Source organism: Enterococcus sp. DIV1758 (assembly GCF_051711985.1).
Classification (GTDB): Bacteria; Bacillota; Bacilli; order Lactobacillales; family Enterococcaceae; genus Enterococcus; species Enterococcus faecalis.
The window spans coordinates 24,246-42,475 of sequence record NZ_JBIOOA010000001.1 but is presented as its reverse complement, the minus strand read 5'-3'; the positions used below and the strand labels follow the sequence as shown (position 1 = coordinate 42,475).

General features: G+C 38.2%; 16 protein-coding genes. 6 read left to right on the top strand and 10 right to left on the bottom strand.

The window, feature by feature from the left end; all coding sequences use genetic code 11:
- Positions 1 to 287: 287 nt before the first annotated feature.
- Together proB and IGJ52_RS00165 are read left to right on the top strand one after the other, a co-directional pair.
- Entirely contained in the window at positions 288 to 1,103 is an 816-nt protein-coding gene (gene proB, locus IGJ52_RS00170) for a glutamate 5-kinase (RefSeq protein WP_010714974.1), read from the top strand.
- Entirely contained in the window at positions 1,090 to 2,343 is a 1,254-nt protein-coding gene (locus IGJ52_RS00165) for a glutamate-5-semialdehyde dehydrogenase (protein ID WP_025189152.1), read from the top strand. Before proB ends, IGJ52_RS00165 begins: the two co-directional genes overlap by 14 nt.
- Before the next feature lie 91 nt (positions 2,344 to 2,434).
- Here IGJ52_RS00165 and IGJ52_RS00160 read toward each other — a convergent pair whose 3' ends face one another.
- Complete coding sequence (locus IGJ52_RS00160) at positions 2,435 to 3,382, bottom strand: helix-turn-helix transcriptional regulator (protein WP_002419440.1); 948 nt, start codon at positions 3,380 to 3,382, stop codon at positions 2,435 to 2,437.
- Between the two features lie 64 nt (positions 3,383 to 3,446).
- On the opposite strand from IGJ52_RS00160, the gene IGJ52_RS00155 reads away from it, so the two are divergent.
- The 3 genes from IGJ52_RS00155 to IGJ52_RS00145 all read left to right on the top strand — a co-directional run bounded on the left by IGJ52_RS00155 (position 3,447) and on the right by IGJ52_RS00145 (position 7,590).
- Positions 3,447 to 3,914 (top strand): VOC family protein, encoded by a 468-nt coding sequence (locus IGJ52_RS00155; RefSeq protein WP_002383505.1) that lies wholly within the window; start codon positions 3,447 to 3,449, stop codon positions 3,912 to 3,914.
- A gap of 7 nt (positions 3,915 to 3,921) precedes the next feature.
- Positions 3,922 to 4,431, top strand: coding sequence for a ClbS/DfsB family four-helix bundle protein (locus IGJ52_RS00150; RefSeq protein ID WP_002419441.1), 510 nt, complete (start codon positions 3,922 to 3,924; stop codon positions 4,429 to 4,431).
- 543 nt (positions 4,432 to 4,974) lie between these two features.
- Complete coding sequence (locus IGJ52_RS00145; protein ID WP_438791816.1) at positions 4,975 to 7,590, top strand: YfhO family protein; 2,616 nt, start codon at positions 4,975 to 4,977, stop codon at positions 7,588 to 7,590.
- A 36-nt stretch (positions 7,591 to 7,626) separates the two neighbouring features.
- Here IGJ52_RS00145 and mprF read toward each other — a convergent pair whose 3' ends face one another.
- From mprF to IGJ52_RS00120, 5 genes are all read right to left on the bottom strand, one after another.
- A complete protein-coding gene (gene mprF, locus IGJ52_RS00140) occupies positions 7,627 to 10,218 on the bottom strand; it encodes a bifunctional lysylphosphatidylglycerol flippase/synthetase MprF (protein WP_033600586.1) in 2,592 nt (863 codons plus the stop codon).
- Between the two features lie 190 nt (positions 10,219 to 10,408).
- Positions 10,409 to 10,789 (bottom strand): RidA family protein, encoded by a 381-nt coding sequence (locus tag IGJ52_RS00135; RefSeq protein ID WP_010714971.1) that lies wholly within the window; start codon positions 10,787 to 10,789, stop codon positions 10,409 to 10,411.
- 99 nt (positions 10,790 to 10,888) lie between these two features.
- Positions 10,889 to 12,103: a MalY/PatB family protein gene (locus IGJ52_RS00130; protein WP_438791815.1), complete on the bottom strand. Its 1,215-nt coding sequence runs from the start codon at positions 12,101 to 12,103 to the stop codon at positions 10,889 to 10,891.
- Positions 12,104 to 12,117: 14 nt separating this feature from the next.
- Positions 12,118 to 13,686, bottom strand: a complete 1,569-nt coding sequence (gene malX / locus IGJ52_RS00125; protein ID WP_002378674.1) for a maltose/glucose-specific PTS transporter subunit IIBC — start codon at positions 13,684 to 13,686, stop codon at positions 12,118 to 12,120.
- A 148-nt stretch (positions 13,687 to 13,834) separates the two neighbouring features.
- Entirely contained in the window at positions 13,835 to 14,605 is a 771-nt protein-coding gene (locus IGJ52_RS00120) for a MurR/RpiR family transcriptional regulator (protein WP_010816225.1), read from the bottom strand.
- Positions 14,606 to 14,802: 197 nt separating this feature from the next.
- Between IGJ52_RS00120 and IGJ52_RS00115 the strand changes: the two genes are divergently transcribed.
- Entirely contained in the window at positions 14,803 to 15,006 is a 204-nt protein-coding gene (locus IGJ52_RS00115) for a hypothetical protein (RefSeq protein WP_002383512.1), read from the top strand.
- A gap of 46 nt (positions 15,007 to 15,052) precedes the next feature.
- On the opposite strand, the gene IGJ52_RS00110 is transcribed toward IGJ52_RS00115, so the two are convergent.
- From IGJ52_RS00110 to IGJ52_RS00095, 4 genes are all read right to left on the bottom strand, one after another.
- A complete protein-coding gene (locus tag IGJ52_RS00110; RefSeq protein WP_002383513.1) occupies positions 15,053 to 15,580 on the bottom strand; it encodes an HdeD family acid-resistance protein in 528 nt (175 codons plus the stop codon).
- Positions 15,581 to 15,827: 247 nt separating this feature from the next.
- Positions 15,828 to 16,205 (bottom strand): DUF956 family protein, encoded by a 378-nt coding sequence (locus IGJ52_RS00105; protein ID WP_002356033.1) that lies wholly within the window; start codon positions 16,203 to 16,205, stop codon positions 15,828 to 15,830.
- Between the two features lie 275 nt (positions 16,206 to 16,480).
- Positions 16,481 to 17,392 (bottom strand): PTS system mannose/fructose/sorbose family transporter subunit IID, encoded by a 912-nt coding sequence (locus IGJ52_RS00100; protein WP_002356032.1) that lies wholly within the window; start codon positions 17,390 to 17,392, stop codon positions 16,481 to 16,483.
- A 22-nt stretch (positions 17,393 to 17,414) separates the two neighbouring features.
- Positions 17,415 to 18,218: a PTS mannose/fructose/sorbose transporter subunit IIC gene (locus IGJ52_RS00095; protein WP_002356031.1), complete on the bottom strand. Its 804-nt coding sequence runs from the start codon at positions 18,216 to 18,218 to the stop codon at positions 17,415 to 17,417.
- Positions 18,219 to 18,230: the final 12 nt, after the last annotated feature.

Here is an 18,230-nt window from a genome sequence, read left to right as displayed (position 1 = left end):
CCATAATCTCTGATACTCTGGTTGTTTTTAGTAAGTTTCTCATTTCTAAAAGCCCAGTTAATCTAGACTACGCAAAAAAGAGGAGAATTTTTGTTTATTTTCCTTCTTTTAGTCTATCATCTTCTCTTAAAATAAACAGACCAAATCCCAAAAAGTCCCAAGATTCCCTCAAAAAGTTCACACTTTCATTAAACTTTCTTTACTATTCATTATTTAGCACTTTCTAGTAGCCGCTGATTTTGTTATAATGAGTGTCAAATTTTACTGTAAAAAGAAACGAGGCACTTATGAGAAACAAACTCCAACAGGCCAAACGAATTGTGATCAAAGTCGGAACCAGTTCTCTGATTTATCCCAATGGCAATATTAACTTAAAAGCAATTGATCAATTAGCCTTTACTTTGAGTGATTTAAGCAACCAAGGCAAAGAAATTATTTTAGTTTCTTCTGGCGCAATTGGTGTCGGACTGAATAAATTAAATCTATCTGTGCGCCCAACGACAATTCCAGAACAACAGGCAGTCGCTGCAGTCGGCCAAGCAGAATTAATGAACATTTATAATCAGCGGTTTTCAACCTATAGCCAACAAATGGCACAAGTTTTATTAACTCGTGATGTTATTGAATATCCTGAAAGTCGCAATAATGTTACCAATACTTTTGAACAACTCTTAAAAATGAATATTATTCCTATCGTCAATGAAAATGATACTGTCGCAATTGAAGAATTGGATCACTTAACCAAGTTCGGGGATAACGATCAATTGTCAGCCATTGTCTGCCAAATTGTTCAAGCTGACTTGTTAGTTATGTTATCAGATATTGATGGTTTCTTTTCAGATAACCCTACTGTCAACAAAGAAGCCACGTTATTTTCTGAAATCAATGAAATTAATAAAGACTTGTTCCAATTAGCCGGTGGTAAGGGGAGCCGCTTTGGCACTGGTGGGATGTCTAGTAAATTAAAAGCTGCTGAACGTGTGTTAGCTAATCAACAGGCGATGATTTTAGCAAACGGAAAGCAGCCAAAAATCATCTTTGAAATTTTAGAAGGAAAAGATATCGGTACGTTATTTATTAAAGGAGGGCATGAAAGTGACTGATTTAAAGCAACTAGGGCAACAAGCTAAAGAAGCCTCTTATACGCTAGGCTTGATGGATACTCGTCAAAAAAATACTTTGTTAAACAAAATGGCCGCAGCCATTGAAGCCAATGCGCCCCGCATTTTACAAGCAAACGCATTAGACTTAGAGCAAGCCGCTACCCACGGAATTTCTGAAACAATGCAAGACCGCTTACGTTTAACAGAAGAACGGATCACAGCGATGGCCGAGGGCATACGCCAAGTCGCTACTTTACCCGATCCAATTGGGGAAGTAGATAAAATGTGGCGCAATGAAGCGGGGCTGTTAATTGGGCAACAACGCGTGCCTTTAGGTGTTATTGGGATCATTTATGAATCGCGGCCAAACGTGACAACAGATGCCGCTAGCCTTTGTTTTAAATCGGGAAATGTTGTTATTCTTCGAGGCGGAAAAGAAGCGTTTCACTCCAATCAGATATTGGTGACAATTTTACAAGAAGCGCTAATACAAGAAGCCGTTTCTCCCCATCTCATTCAATTTGTTGATGATACTTCTAGAGAAAAAGCCCAACAACTTATGCGCTTAAATGACTACTTGGATGTCCTCATTCCACGTGGCGGCGCCAACTTAATCAAAACTGTTTTGACGACGGCCACTGTTCCTGTTATTGAAACGGGCACAGGCAATTGTCATATTTACGTGGACAAAGACGCTCAGTTAACAATGGCAACTGAAATTATTGTCAATGCTAAATGTCAACGTCCTTCTGTCTGTAACGCCGCCGAAACGTTATTAATTCATCAAGAAGTGGCTGAAGCCTTTTTACCAACAATTGAAAAAGCCTTGAAGGAGTTTCACGTGGAACTTCGGGCAGATGAACGTGCGTTAGCAATTTTTGAAGAAGCCATTCCAGCGACTGAACAAGATTGGGAAACGGAATTTCTCGACTTTATCTTAGCAGTGAAAGTCGTTGATTCTTTAGACGAAGCCATCCAGCATATTAATCGCTACAATACAAAACATTCCGAAAGTATTATTAGTGATAATTACTTTGCCACACAACAATTTTTACAACAAGTGGATGCAGCCGCTGTTTATGCGAATGCTTCAACTCGTTTCACGGACGGTTTTGAATTTGGATTTGGCGCCGAAATCGGTATTAGTACGCAAAAATTACATGCCCGTGGACCTATGGGTCTAGCAGAGCTTACTTCGACAAAATATGTTATTTATGGAAATGGGCAAGCACGTTCTTAGAAAGAAAAACCCTTGATTTAAAAATCAAGGGTTTTTCTTTCTCCTCCCCAATGTGCATCTTTACACATGGAATTGTTCACAGTTCCACAATCTATTCTTGATATTTTTTTTGAATCCTCATTATACTTTCTACATATGCTTGTTTCACTTGGACTGGCTCTAAAATTGTCACTTCTTCACCAAAGCCCATAAAATAGTTGGCTAAAAATTGTGTTTCTGTTGGATGAATCTGTCCAACTAAAAAACACTCCGTGGGCGTTTCTTCCAACTGAATATTGTCAAAGCGATGTTTATAAAAAAATTCTTTGCCTTTTTCTGTAATGATTGCTTTAAATGGAATCGTACGTGCCGTCGTTTGTTGATGGCGATACGATTCTTTCAATTCTTCATTCGTAAAATCCAGTGCTTGGTTTAACTGCTGAATAGCCTCCATAAAATCACAGCGGTAAGTACGCCAAGCCTTTTTAGTCACATCATAGCCTGAACAATACCAATACCCTTCTAAAATAGTTAACCGGGTTGGTAAGATTTTTTTCGTTGTTGCTTCATATCTGGTATAGTTAAACTGAATTACTTGTTGCGCCAAAATACAATGAAACAGCTGCTCTAAATTGCCTGGTGCTTCTACTTGTTCAATTCCTTCGTAATAGACGACCTTACTCATTTGACTGATTTTAAATTGGGTTGGTTCATCTAAAGAATGCAATAATTTTTGCTTAATCTGCTGATAGGAATGACCAAACGGTGACTCTGCGACTAATTTCAGTAATTGTAATGAAAAAAAGATCGCTAACACTTCGTTTTCATTAAAATAAATCGGCGGCAACAACGGTTTGTTTAAAACTCGATAGCCACCATAACGACCATTCTCCACATATAGCGGCACGCCTAAATTTTCCAAAGCTTCAATATCCCGCAAAGCTGTGCTTTTAGAAATCCCAAAAGTTTTCATTAACTGATTTAAATTAAACTGAGGATGGGTTCTCAAGAAAAAAAGTTCCTGATTTAAACGTTCTGATTTTTTCATTTTTCCCTCCATCGGTGTCACTTTTTGACACCTTTTATTGTTATGCTTATCTTATCAATCTTAGGAGGTTCAAACAATGAAAAACACACAATTTGCCCTTTTTATGGTCTTAAATGGACGAGCAACGGAAGCCTTGACGTTTTACCAAGAAGCCTTTGCTGGTGATATTCTTTTTAAAATTACTAATCAAGAATTTAAAGAGCGCTTAAATCCTTCTTTGACCATTCCCGCTGGCGAAGAACACTGGCTTTCTCACTCGATTTTACAAATGGACACTTTTCAATTACAACTAGCTGATAATCCTTTGTTTGCAGGAATGAATACCACGCCCACAGAACAATTGACCCTCAGCTTAACCGTCGACAGCCGTCACTCTGCCAAAACAATTTTTGAAAAACTCACGTGCCATCCCGAATCCTGTATTATCCAAGAACCAATTGAAAATGAATTTGCAACATTTTATGCGATTGTGAAAGATCCTTTTGGTTTAGTCACTCAAATTACTCATGAAAAACAAGCAGATCCTACCAAGAAAGGACGTTAGCCGAAGAATGCGAACCTATGAATCAAAAGAAGCCTTGATTGAGGCCATTCAAATAGCTTCACAAAAATATTTAGCTGAATTTGCAGAAATTCCTGAAACACTTAAAGATCACCGAATTGAAATAGTAGCTAAAACACCTTCAGAGAACTTAGCCTATCAATTAGGCTGGCTCAACTTGCTGCTTTCTTGGGAAGAACAAGAACAACGTGGTCTGACCGTTCAAACGCCAGCTGAAGGCTATAAATGGAATCAACTGGGCGCTCTCTATCAATCATTTTATCAAACCTATGGACAAATGAGTTTAGAAAGTCAGCTGATTGCGTTGCAAGACACCTTAGAAAAATTACTTCATTGGATTGACTCGCTTTCCGAAGACGAATTATTTTTACCTCAACAACGGGCTTGGGCGACCACCAAAGCACAATGGCCTCTTTGGAAATGGATTCACATTAATAGCGTTGCCCCTTTTACTAGTTTCCGAACGCAAATTCGCAAATGGAAAAAAGCGTGTCTTTAAAAAGTTATCCACATTTTTTCAAAAAAAGCTTGACAAGCATTTTTAAATTCTCCACAGAAAACTTTGTGGATGAAATTTCTTGTTTTTTCCAAAAAACTTTTCCACAGTGCTTATTTGTTCGACATTAAATCTTTGTAAATTCTAGAAAAAAGAAGATGAAAACGTTGTTTTAATAACGTTTTCATCTTCTTTCAATTTTATGGGTTCCTTTACTTTTAGCAAGCAGGACTTCTGAACTTACGTCTATTTTTTTTAGCAACTCGAAAACTTATCCTTGTGGATAAACCGAGATAAAAAGCTCTTTTGTGGTTTTCAACAGAGTTATGCACAAAGTTATCCACAAGGTGTTTTCAGCAATTTTTCGGAGAATATTCGTTGGTTAATCTGGTGATTTAGCATTTGAATGTCAATCTCTTACTACTAATTCTTCTTCACTCCACCCTTAGGATCCTAATAAAATTTTAAAGTTTTTCTTCTATTGGTACATCAAATAAAGAGTATGATAAACTATAGGTACTTTCGAAAAATCAGGTGAGGTTATTTATGAAAAATAAAAGTAGGCAGTTTTTAAAAAACAACTGGCCTTATATGTTAGCCAGTTTCTTCATTCCATTTTTAATTATGGCAATTATCTATTTGAGTATTGGGATTTATCCAGGAAGTAGTCGCAGTGTTTTAGCCAGCGATGCCTTTTCTCAATTTTCAAATTTTCACGCAAGCTTTAACAATGTCCTTCATGGAAAACAAAGTCTTTTCTATACGTGGAATGCTTCTTTGGGACTAAACTACTTGTCCTTAATTTCCTATTATCTTGGTGGCTTATTTACGCCGCTCGTCTTTTTCTTTAACAATCAAAACATGCCTGATGCGCTCTATTTCCTAACGTTGTTGAAAATTGGGAGTGCTGGCTTGAGTTTTTGGTTCTTGGCAAAACAAACCTTTAAGATTCCTAAATGGTCCCATGTGACTTTAAGTGTGTCTTATGCGCTAATGTCCTTCATTGTGGCCCATTCAGAATTAATTATGTGGCTGGATGCCTTTATTTATCTGCCACTCGTAATTTTAGGAATTCATCGTTTAATGGACCAACGAAAGCCGACATTATTGTTTGTCAGTTATTTCTTGCTTTTCATTACCAATTATTATTTTGGCTTTATGATTGGGTTGTTTTCCTTCCTGTACTATTTTGCACGAACGTTTACAGACTGGCAACGATATAAATCTCGAATCGTTGCGTATTTTACTACTTCTCTTTTAGCTGGTGGAGCATCCATGATTATGGTCTTACCTGCTGTCTTAGATTTACGAACCAATGGTGAAACTCTTTCTGAAATTACAACCTTTAAAACAGAAGCGACTGCCTTTTTAGATATTATTATGAAAAATATGATTGGCGTTTACGATACAACCAAATATGGGTCCATTCCTTTTATTTACATTGGGTTGTTGCCTTTGATTTTTTGTCTCTTCTATTTCGTTACGAAAGAAGTTCCATTGAAAAACAAACTACTTTTTGGCAGTTTGTTTGTCCTATTGATTGCTAGCTTTTACATCACGCCCTTAAATTTATTCTGGCACGGTATGCATGCGCCGAACATGTTTCTTTTCCGCTATAGTTTCCTCTTTTCATTCTTAGTTATTTTGCTTGCAGGTTATGGTTGGGAGAAATTTGAAAAGGATGATCTCGGCGTCTTAAGCGGCTTGATTTTGATTCTTTTAGCAATTTTTGCTCTTGCAATGGGCACAAAAGGTGCTACTAGTTATACGTATGTGACTTTAACCTCTTTCGTACTAACAGCAACTTTTTTACTATTATACTTTTTCGGAATTGCTTTTTATCAATTGAAAAAAGCGCCTATGCAATACTTAGTGATTTTGTTATTGCTGCTCGTTTCTGGTGAAGCAATCATTAACACACGGGCGATGGTCACTGGTATTTTAGATGATTGGAACTACGCATCACGTAGCTTGTATTCTGAACCTTATCCTGACCTAAAAAATCTAGTCGATCAGACAAAAAAAGAAAATGATACCTTTTACCGCTTGGAAAATTTAAATGGTGTTTCGGCCAATGACGGCATTAACTATGGCTACAGTGGCATTAGCATGTTTTCTTCCGTACGGAACCGACATTCTTCAACATACCTAAACGCCTTAGGTTTCCGCTCACGAGGCACGAATTTAAATATTCGTTACCAAAATAATACCTTGTTAATGGATGCTTTGATGGGCATTAAATACAATATTGCTGAAAACAATCCAATGAAATTCGGTTTTGAACGACAAGCTGCTGCTGGTAAATATCAGCTTTATCGTAACGAAAATGCTTTGCCGTTAGGATTTTTAGCAGACAAAGAGATTTACAATGTCCGGCAACCTCTCAATGATAATTTAGGTAGTCAAACAAATTTACTAAATGCTTTAGCCAATACCAATGAACGGTATTTTACCTTTTATCAACCAACGATGACGCTTCAAAATAACGTGACAATTACGCAAAATACAGCTGGCGTAACTTTTACGGAGAAACAACATAACGTAGCCAAAGAGATTTCTTATACAGTCAATGTGCCCGCCAATACGCAAGCTTATTTGAGTTTATTCCCAACGGATTTTGCTCAATTGGAAAGTTCCACTGCGACGGTCACCGTGAACGGCACAAGTCAGCAATCACAAATTGGCATTACTGGCCAATATTATAATTTAGGCTACTATCCAAAAGATACAACCGTTAACTTCAAAGTAAGTTTTTATGGAACCAAAGCAGTAAGTTTTGTTCAGCCGCAAGTGGTTGGCTTAAATACCAATGCATTTGAAAAAGCCATTTCCGCCGTGCAAGAAAAAGGCGTTGATTTAACCACTGGCAAACGCTCTGCTTCAGGTACCTTTACCGCCGACAAAGATCAAGTACTCGTCACTACAATTCCTTATGACAAAGGTTGGCGTGTCAAAATTGATGGCAAAAAAGTTACCCCAAAAGCCTTTAAAGATGCCTTTCTAAGCGTTCCTGTCAGCGCTGGAACCCATACTATTCAGTTCTCTTATTTACCAGAAGGATTGATTCCTGGCATCGTGTTATTCGTTCTATGTACTGGTGGTTTCGTTGCATACGTAACCTTGATTCCTGCTAGACGAAACCGTAAAAAAGAAGACAAATAAAAAATCACGCGATGGCTAAGTCATCGCGTGATTTTTTTAAATTTCAGTCATTGCTTCTTCCACAAGCGAAACACTTTGATGTCTTCCTTTCGTAATCAACAAGGAAAGTTGCACAAAAGCAAAGAGTACACTGGTCCGCTTAGGATAAGCAAAATAACGTGGTTGCCAACTAGTGACATATTGTTCTTTGCGCTTGCGTGTATCTTGAAACGCATAAATTTGATAACTATACTTGTAAAAAATATTAACAAAGCGTTCTTTTAAGAAAGAGTACTTGCTCTCCCCTACGTTAGCCAACGGCGCCATCCCAATATCAATTAATTGATAGCCCTGCTGTTGATAGGTTTCAATAAAATGAGTGAACAAATATTCTCTAGTAAAAGCAGGTGCTTCTGAACGAATACGTAACAAATCATACGAAATACTTTTGCCTTTTTCCATTTCTTTTCCCGTAATAAAACCGATAACCGTTTGTTTCTGTCTCACCAAGCCCACGCTACTGCATTTCAAGTACTCGGGATCCAACCGTCCACCAATAAAGTAGCGCTCTTTTTGATTCCGTGACCAGTCCGCAGAAACTCGTTCTAACTCTTGATATAAGGCATCACTAATCGTTTCGGGATAAAATTCAAACTGAAAATCCGCTACTTCTGCTGCTATTTTTTCAGTCACTGTTTCCGTCCAGGCTGTTTGATTCACTGTTGACGGCTCATCAAATTGAATCAAGCCTTCTTCCCCAACTTTCATAAATTCAAAGCCGCAATCGTGAAGATTCATAACATATTCTTCCGAGATACGATAAAAAACTAATTGATAACCTAACAAATCAGCTTGATCCATAAACGCCAGTGTCGCCGCTGTCCATTTCTCTCGTTGCCCAATTGGATCCGCCAAGACAAAGCATTTATTAAACTTCATTTGAAACCCAAAAAGTACTTGATCTTCGCCTTCTTCTTGGTAATAAAAATGACCATAATCCTTTAAATATAAAAATTGACTGCCTTCGTTGCCACCAAATTTTTCCAAAAAGCGTGTCAACCGCGCTTCTTCAAACCCCTCACCTAAAGTAACAGTTGTTTCGGCTAAATATTGATACAAAAAGAATAAACCAATCAAGGAAATACTTAATCCAATCAATCCGTTAAACCAAACATCATCTGACGGAAACAACAAAAAGTGATTGATAACTTGATTGCCACCAGCTGGTCGTGCGGCGTAATAGCCAGCAACCGCATAACCGATAAACAAGCAGCCAAACAAAATACTATCTACCGTTAAAGCGCCCCATGAATAAACAAACTTTTCACGATAAAATTCTTTACGAGCCAAAATAACCGCCAATAAAATAACAGCATAAACAGCAATTAACTGCCACGAAGTCGTTCGTGCCACCGTATTTACAATACAAAATCCTAGTAAAATAATTGTAGGCCAATAAGCTTTTTTCACTTTCATAGAAATGCCTCGAGCTAAACCTAATAACAAGAATCCTACAAATAAATTCAATGTTTGATCTAAAAAATTAAAAGAAAAGGGAAGTAACACTTGGAATAAACGACTGACATTCGACAAATTCGTCACAGTCGATAATAGAACCATCATAATTCCTGCAAAATATAACGCCGCCACCAAAATAAAATGCGCCACTTTTTGTGAAAATAACCGAGGTAAATTATCAAAAAATTGATTAACTTTCATGCCTGCTTGTTGCAAGAACAAAATAACTCCTGTCATAAAAGGCGTCACATAATAGAACAAACGATAATACAACAACCAGACGACCGCTTGTGATCGATCAATCCCTAATTGTGATAAGCCCAAAATCATTAAGACATCAAACGTTCCCATACCACCAGGAACCATAGTTAACATCCCAATCAACGTAGCGATAACAAACATTGGGTAAACAGAAACCATCGAAACTGGCACCTGCATCAAGCGACCTATCATCAAGAAAGCAAACATTCCACCTAGCCATTGACCTAATGAAGCGCCGAATAAAAGGAGCACCGCTTTTGGAAAAAATGTTTTAAACAATGTTCGCCGTTTTAAATACGTGAAAAACCAGAGCGCGGGCGCAATCAGGCTGCCCAATAATAACCAAACCCAATATTCACGAAAAACATTTTGGGTTCGAATAAAAAATAAATCAACAAACGCCACAAAAGATAAAATAGATAACCCTGAAATCAAGAACAGAGCAACTTTTGAGACCGTTGCTACAACCTTGCCCCGCGGTACATCTTTTCCATAAAAATTAATCCGTAGCGTTGCCCCAACCACGCCGCCAAAACCCGCTAAGTTATTAATGGTATTAGTGACCCAAGCCGAAGTTAACCAATCCATTCGTTTCATTGGTGGCTTACCTTCTTTTTCCAATAATTTAACGACTACATAGTCATAAAGGAGCATTGGAATAACCCCTAACAGTCCTGCCAAGACCATACCAATTAAACGTCCCGTACTTTGTTGTTCCATCGTGGAAAAAATATCCGCCCAGGTCATGCCTTGAGCGATATGTGTCACTTGGTTAGCCACGAAAACTAATACAGAACCAAGAAAAATTAGTTTCAATAATAAACTGTGTTCTTTCAACCACTGCGTTAGTTGGCTAATATTTTTTTTCATCTTATAGCCTCTTTCATATCTCTTTTCTATTCATTTAACTTTCGTTTTATCGATTTTCTTCCATGGTAGCCTATTTGCTGAAAATTTTCCAGCACGGCTAGACATTTTGGCTGAATCGTATTGTTTTATTGAAAAAAAAGAGTGAAAAAAAATCTAAGACGATTTTTTCTCACTCTTTTAACTGTATTTTTTACGCCACTACTTCTGCGATAATCTCAATCTCCACCAACACATCCATCGGTAATTTAGAGATTTCAATCGTTGTGCGTGCAGGATATTCCGCACTAAAATACTCAGCATAGACTTCATTGAATGCCGTGAAATCCGCCATATTTTGTAAATAGCATGTCGTTTTGACTACATGAGCAAAATCACTACCAGCTTCTGTTAAAAGCCCTTGAATATTTTTCAGTACTTGATTGGTTTGTTCTTTAATCGTTGTACCAACCACCTTACCTGTTTCAGGATCCAGTGGAATCTGACCAGAAGTAATCAATAAACCATTCACAATTTTTGCTTGTGAATATGGCCCAATTGCTTGTGGTGCTTGCTTTGTTTTAATTGTTTTCATTTCTTTTCCCCCAGTAGATGACAAGTTGTTACTTTTTGTTATTTTATTTGTTTCTATTTTTCCATTGTACTGCAACCATTTTCGGAATGCTATCTTTTCTCAATTATTCCCAAGCGCTGATGTTGTGCCATCCTTTTGTAAAACAGCTTCAAAACCTTGGCGCATCCTTTCAAGTCCCTCGTGTAGTTTTGCTTGCGAACAGCCAATATTTAACCGTAAAAATCGCTGTCCATTACCGCCATAAATTGAGCCGTCCATAATGGCGACTTTCCCCACAGAAACTAAAGCCTCTTGTAAGCGGGCCACATCTGGAACTGCCGCTGATACGTCCAACCACATTAAGTAAGTGGCTTCCAGCTCCGTCACTTTAATTTTTGGCAAATATGTCTGTAAAAAATCTTTCACGTAACGTTGGTTCTCCGCTAAATAATCATTCAACTCGTCCACCCAAGTACCACATTTTTGATAGGCCGTCATGGTTGCTAGCATTCCCAAAATACTTGTTGATGATAGACCATCGGCGTTTTTTAATTTGAGCTGAAAAGCGTCACGCAATTCGTTATCTGGAATTAAGGTGTAAGCAAAAATCAGCCCTGGAAAATTAAAGGTTTTCGTGCCACTGGTAATAATGGCAGATTTTTTATAACCAAATTGCGTAATTGGTCGATGAACTTGGCCTTTATTAACGATATCCATATGAATTTCATCAGAAAGTAAAAACACATCATACTGTTGGCACAATGAAACCATTCGCTCTAATTCCCATTGCTCCCAAACACGTCCTGTTGGATTATGCGGGGAACATAAAAGCAAACAGCGATTTTCTGGTTGCGCTAGTTTTTTTTCTAAATCAATAAAATCAATGCTGTAGCGCTTCTCTTGATAAAGCAGTTCATTTGCCACTACTTGCCGCTTATTTTCCTGAATAACTTTAAAAAATGCATCATACGCAGGTGTTTGTAAAATAATGCCCTCCCCTTCATTAGTTAATAATTGGATCAACGCAGAAATCCCATAGATAACGGTCGGGGTATACATAATCCAGTGTTCTTCAATCTTCGTCTGGAATCTTGTCTGGTACCACGTTTGAATTGCTTCTTTTAATTGCGGATGGTTCCACCTCGTATAGCCAAATACGGGATGTTTCAAACGCTCCTGTAATGTTGCCAGAACTGCCTCTGGCACAGCAAAATCCGTATCGGAAATAGTGAAGGGAAGCAAGTCCGCTTCCCCAAATCGGTCTTCTACAAAATCCCACTGTGTACAATACGTTCCTCGTCGATCAATTGCTTTATCAAACGACACACTCTTCACCTTCTGTCTTTTTTCTAACCTAAAATCATCTCTAATTGATTACGGACCGTTGTCACTTTGGTTCCGATAATCACTTGCACATTCTGCGCATCTAAATGCACGACGCCTAAAGCCCCTAATTGCTTTAATTTGTCATCATCTACTTTATTAGCATCTGCTAACACTAAACGTAAACGCGTAATGCAATTATCAATAGCTTGAATATTCTCTTGCCCACCCAAAGCCGCTAAAATCCCAGGCGCATCATAGCCACCCGTTTTCTTATATTGAACTTCTTGATCGGTATATTCAGTCTCATCTAAGACCTTGTCTCGTCCAGGTGTTTTTAAATCAAAGGTTACAATGACTGTTTTAAAGACGAAATAATAAACAACAAACCAGATAGCGCCGACAATGAGAACCCACCACCATTTTGTATAAGTTCCTTGTAACAAGCCAAAAATAACAAAGTCCAGTAGCCCGCCATCAGTGTTTCCAATCACAACACCCAATAAAGCCATTACCATGAAACCTAGACCAGTCATAATGACATGAAACAGCCATAATAATGGACTAATAAATAAGAATAAAAATTCAATTGGTTCTGTAATGCCAGTGATAGCCGTAGCAATTACACCTGAAAGGAGTAAGCCTTTAATCTTATGTCGATTCGCCGGAGCTGCAGTATGATACATCGCAAGCGCCGCCGCTGGTAAGCCAAAAATAAAGGTCGGCATTTTCCCTTGTGACAAGAAAGCTGTTGCGCTTGGTGAAATCGGTAAATTATTTTGCAATTCTGCATAGAAAATATTTAACGCACCAAACACTTCTTTGCCAGCCACCACCGCTGAACCCCCTGCTTCAGTAAAACGAATCATGGAAACCAAAATATGATGCAACCCAAACGGTAACAGTAGACGTTCCCCTGACCCAAACAGAAAAGGCCCAAAAATACCAGAACGTTGGATAAGTTGGCCAATCGCCATAATCATTAGCGCGAAAAGTGGCCAAACTAACGGAATGACTAAGCCCACGAAGGCCATCACTAATGAAGTAATAATTGGCACAAACCGTGCGCCAGAAAAGAAGGCAAAACTATCTGGTAGTTGCACCGTATAAAATCGATTATGCAACTTATAGACAATAAGCCCCGCGATAATTCCACCGAGAACGCCCATTTCAATCGTTTGAATCCCAAAAACCATTCCTTGGCCAGCTTCCCGCAACTGTTCAGGATCCACGAGGCGATTCGTCTGCACTAAATAGAAATTAATCGCTAAATTCATCACCGTATAGCCTACGAAACCTGAAAACGCAGCAATTCCTTTTTCTTTCCGAACTAACCCCAACGGAATGGCCATTGCAAACATGACAGGTAAATAGGCAAACGCAAAACCACCAATTGTCGACATAAATTGGAAAATAATTTTTACTGCGGGCTTTCCTAAAAATGGGATCGTTTCAATCATAGATTCACTGGAAAAAGAACTTCCTAATCCCAACAAAATCCCCATAAAAGCTAATAAAGCCACTGGTAACATAAACGTTTTGCCTAATCCTTGGAAAAACTCCCAGAAAGTCGCTTTCTTTTTCTTTACTGCCATTTCTTAACTCCTCCATTCATTCTTTACAAAACTAAAAATGATTGCGTTTACATTCATTGCCCTCATTATAACTAGCCCAAAACAAAGAAAAAAGAGGCTACACTTTTTCTGTATCCCCTTACATCATTTAGTATGGTGTTGCATAAAATTACCGCGGCTGCTTTGCCTCTGCGTACATTAATAAAACCGTATCGAACAAACAAATGACAGCAATTCTTGAACTTAAATCCACGCGCTGATGATAACGTGTCGTCCCTTTGGCAAATAACGTCGTCGTCGACAATTTTTCCAAGGTGCTTCCTTTAGTCGAAATCAAACTAATCATCGGCACTTGCTGTTCCTGCGCTACACGTGCATACGCTAAAATCCCCTTAGTTTCTCCTGTATAACTGACAAAAATGGCTAAATCCCGTCCATCCAGATTCTTAACTGCTGCCGCTTGTTCATCCCAATCAGATCGTGCATAGGCTTTTTTTCCTAAAAATGTTAGCTTTCGTGCAAAATCAGTACAAATAGGAAAACTGCCACCAACACCGAACACTTCAATCGTATTCGCGCACTCAATCATTTTTAGCATTTCCGCGACTTTGGCTTCATCCATCTGTTGAAAACTATCTTGCACGTTGGCGATCAACTGTTGCGTAATGGCTTGAAAACTACGACTATCGCTTTCTGTGCTCTCGCTCTGCACCGATTGGACGATCGCATATTTTAATTCTTGGAAGCCTCGATAACCTAAGTGTTTGGCTGTCCGAGAAATAGTGGCTGTTGAAACAAACAACGCCTGCGCCACCTCATAAATGGTTTGTGAACTAATTTCCGTCATATGCGTCAAAATATAATCCAGTACTTGATTTTCAATTTTACTTAAATCATTTCGTTTCTTTTCTAACAAAGCGATTAATCCCTCAGTCGTCATCCAATCCCTCACTTTAAATCCTTTTTTATAATTATACACCAGAATATTCTGATTATTTCAATCAGAAAGTCCAAAATAACCAACAGCGGCTCCATCATTCGCCAGAGAAAAAAATCAGCCTTCCGATGGAGGTGCTTGTTGCGCATTCTTGCTATACTCTGTATATAGAAAACAGGAAAAATTTGGAGGTAGTACGTATGAATAATCAACGACCAATGTTTATAAATATTCTTTTAGTGGTCCTTTTATTTTTAGTTGTCGGTTCACTCTTTAGTGCCGTTGTCGGTATCGTGGGAAGCTTATTGTGGCTAGCAGTAAAAATTTTAGTTCCCGTAGCGATTATCGTGTGGCTTGTTCGAACAATTTCGGGAAATAATGGCAACTGCCACCGTCGTTATTAAAAAAAAACAGGTTTTCCTTTTCGGAAAACCTGTTTTTTTACTTCTTTTATCTAAAAGCATATACAATATTGCTAATACCAAACATCATAAAGTAAAAGCCAACTAAGAAGCTTAAAGTTAATGCTGAAGACAATGGATTAAATAATAACATTACACCTAAGATAATCCCTAAAACATCAACAATTAATGTGAACCAGAAGTAACCTGTGCTTACTCGTTTAGCAAAATCTAAAGTAAATAAGCCGAAAATTGAGTCGAATAAAAACCAAATTGCAAAAACAAATGGTAACACAGCGACACCAATATTTAAGTTAAACAATAAGTAAACACCAATTAGGATATCAATAATCCCTAAGATGATTGGTGCATAAGCTTTGTAGCCTAGCAATTCTTTCATACGATTACGTACAAAAATTTCGAAAATCCCTTTAATAATAGCAAAAATCGCAAAAACCATCACAATGGCAATTAAATTACCGGCAGGATTTTGGAAGGAAATTAATGCAGTCAGAACAAATAGAATTCCTAATACTAATGAACCCCAGTCTATTCCATGATGTTGTCGTTGTTCCATGACACTCACTCCTCTATAAAATAATTTATTACACTTATTATGTTACTACTATTTTACAAGGTGTCAAATATTTTCATCGTGCTTTCTGAAAACCATTTCAATGATAACTCCATTAAAAACAACGTATCGCTTGATTGTCTCTTTTTTGGTGCACAATTGTGCCTTTTTTGTATAAATAAGTCCCTCGTTTTCCCACAAAAAAACCGCTACTTTTTCATCTAGTTTATAAAAAAGTAACAGTTATAAATTATTTTTTCTTTTTCCCAATCGAGAGGATCCCTCTTTTTATGACATCAAAGAAACTCAAAGATTGGACCATGTGATCTGGATCAACATATTCACGAATAGCTCGTAACACTCGCTTCGGCTCTTTTGAAGCAAACGTATACGTCCCATTTTTCTTGGTTTGAATCGCATAACGAGGAATCCATTTTCCTTTGAACATTACTGAAGCCAACACGTAATCGACTTCTTCCCACGGAATTTGGATAAACTTACGTGGATCTTTGGCATGGTAAAATTCAAACCCGCGGTCACCTATCATAATTTGTCCATAATCTGTTAATCCTGTAAATGCCGTCGCATCTATAACTAAATCAACTTTTGTGTTTAATGATTGTACCATGTTATCTGCTCCATTTCATTCGACTAATTCCTCTTTATTATACGTTTCTTTCCTGATCGAAACAAACAAAATTACATCTTTGTTTAAAAAAGCGGAAGAAAAGTTTCTCGACTTCTCTTCCGCTTTTTTGTTCCAGAATCAAAAACTGATAAACGGCGGAAACAGAACCAGCTCCTTCGGAAATAAGCCGAAATTCTCCAAAAATTAAAGAGCAATTTTCGAAAATTTCTTCTTATTTCTCGGAGCTAAACGGTGCTGTCCCGACCTCGTCATTCTTATAATAAGCCGATTAAGTGGCCGACAACGCCGACTACGAATAAACCAAGAATGATAACGATTGGGCTAACTTTTTTCTTCAATAACCACATACATAAGAATGTAAGTAGTAATGGTGCTAGACCTGGAATCAATTGATCTAAGTTATCTTGTAAAGTAGTAACTTTCGTTGGTGAAAGCGCCAAGCCTTGGTTCACTTGTTCAAAGGCTTTATGCATTCCTTCACCGCCAGCAGGAAGTTTATCCCACTCGATATAAGCACCTTTGTCTAACTTAACTTGTGAAACAATTGGTAAGAACTTAATCGATACCCAACGTTGAACTAATGCGGCCAGTACGAACATCCCTAAAATAGAAGCACCTTTTGTAATATCTTGTAGTAAACCACCTGAAAGGTCATCAGTAATTTTAGAACCTGCTTTGTAACCAAACTCTTGTGTATACCACATGAATGACCAACGAATTAAGTTCCAAGCAACGAAGAATAAGATTGGGCCTAAGATGTTACCACCCATTGCTAAGGAAGCACCTAAAGCGCCTAACATTGGACGAACAGTAAACCAGAAAACTGGGTCACCGACACCGGCTAAAGGACCCATCATCCCAACTTTAACCCCTTGAATCGCTACGTCATCAACTGGTGCGCCATTGGCACGTTCTTCTTCCAAAGCTAATGTTACACCAAGAATTGGTGAGGCAATGTATGGGTGTGTATTAAAGAACTCTAAGTGACGTTTTAACGCCGCTGAACGTTCTTCTTTCGTTTTATATAATTTTTTGATTGCTGGAATCATTGAGAATGCCCAGCCGCCGTTTTGCATACGTTCATAGTTCCAAGAACCTTGGATAAATGTTGAACGCCAAGCTACAGCTAAACGATCTTTTTTAGTTAATTGAATTTTTTCTGCCATTTTCTTTGCTCCTCCTTCAGAATTAGTAGTCGTTTAAAATATCGCCTAATGGGTCGCCAGAGTTGCCTCCGCCATTTGAGTTAGAAGAACCGCCCATTTTAGATAAGTTCAAGTAAATAAGAGCTAAAGCGACACCTAAAGCACCTAATGCGATTAATGTTAATTGAGAAATCGCTGCGACTACGAAACCGATAATGAAGAATGGCCATACTTCTTTTGTTGCCATCATGTTGATTACTAATGCATAACCTACGGCAACGACCATACCACCACCGATAGCCATACCATCAGTTAACCAAGCTGGCATTGATTCTAAGAAATTACGAACAGTGTCAGCAGGAATGAATAGTAAAGCACCTGCTGGAATCGCAATACGAATACCTTGTAAACATACAGCGAAAATGTGTAACATTTCAACTTGTTTAATGTTGCCTTTTTCAGCAGCCGCGTCCATCATGTGAACGATTGGAACCGCAACTGTCCGAACGATCATTGTTAAGAACAAACCTGCAACCGCTAAAGGAACTGCGATGGCAATCGCTGAAGGAACACCTTTAACACCTTGGCCACCTAAAACTAAAATAATTGCTGAGGCAACAGATGCTAAAGCGGCATCCGGTGCAACGGCAGCCCCGATGTTCGCCCAACCTAACGCGATCATTTGTAAAGTACCACCTAAAACAATTCCGGCTTCTAAATTACCAGTAACTAATCCGATTAATGTACATGCTACTAACGGTTGGTGGAATTGGAACTCATCCAAAATCCCTTCCATACCAGCTAGAAAGGCAACGAGTAAAACTAAAATAATTGATATAACAGACATGATAAGCCTCCT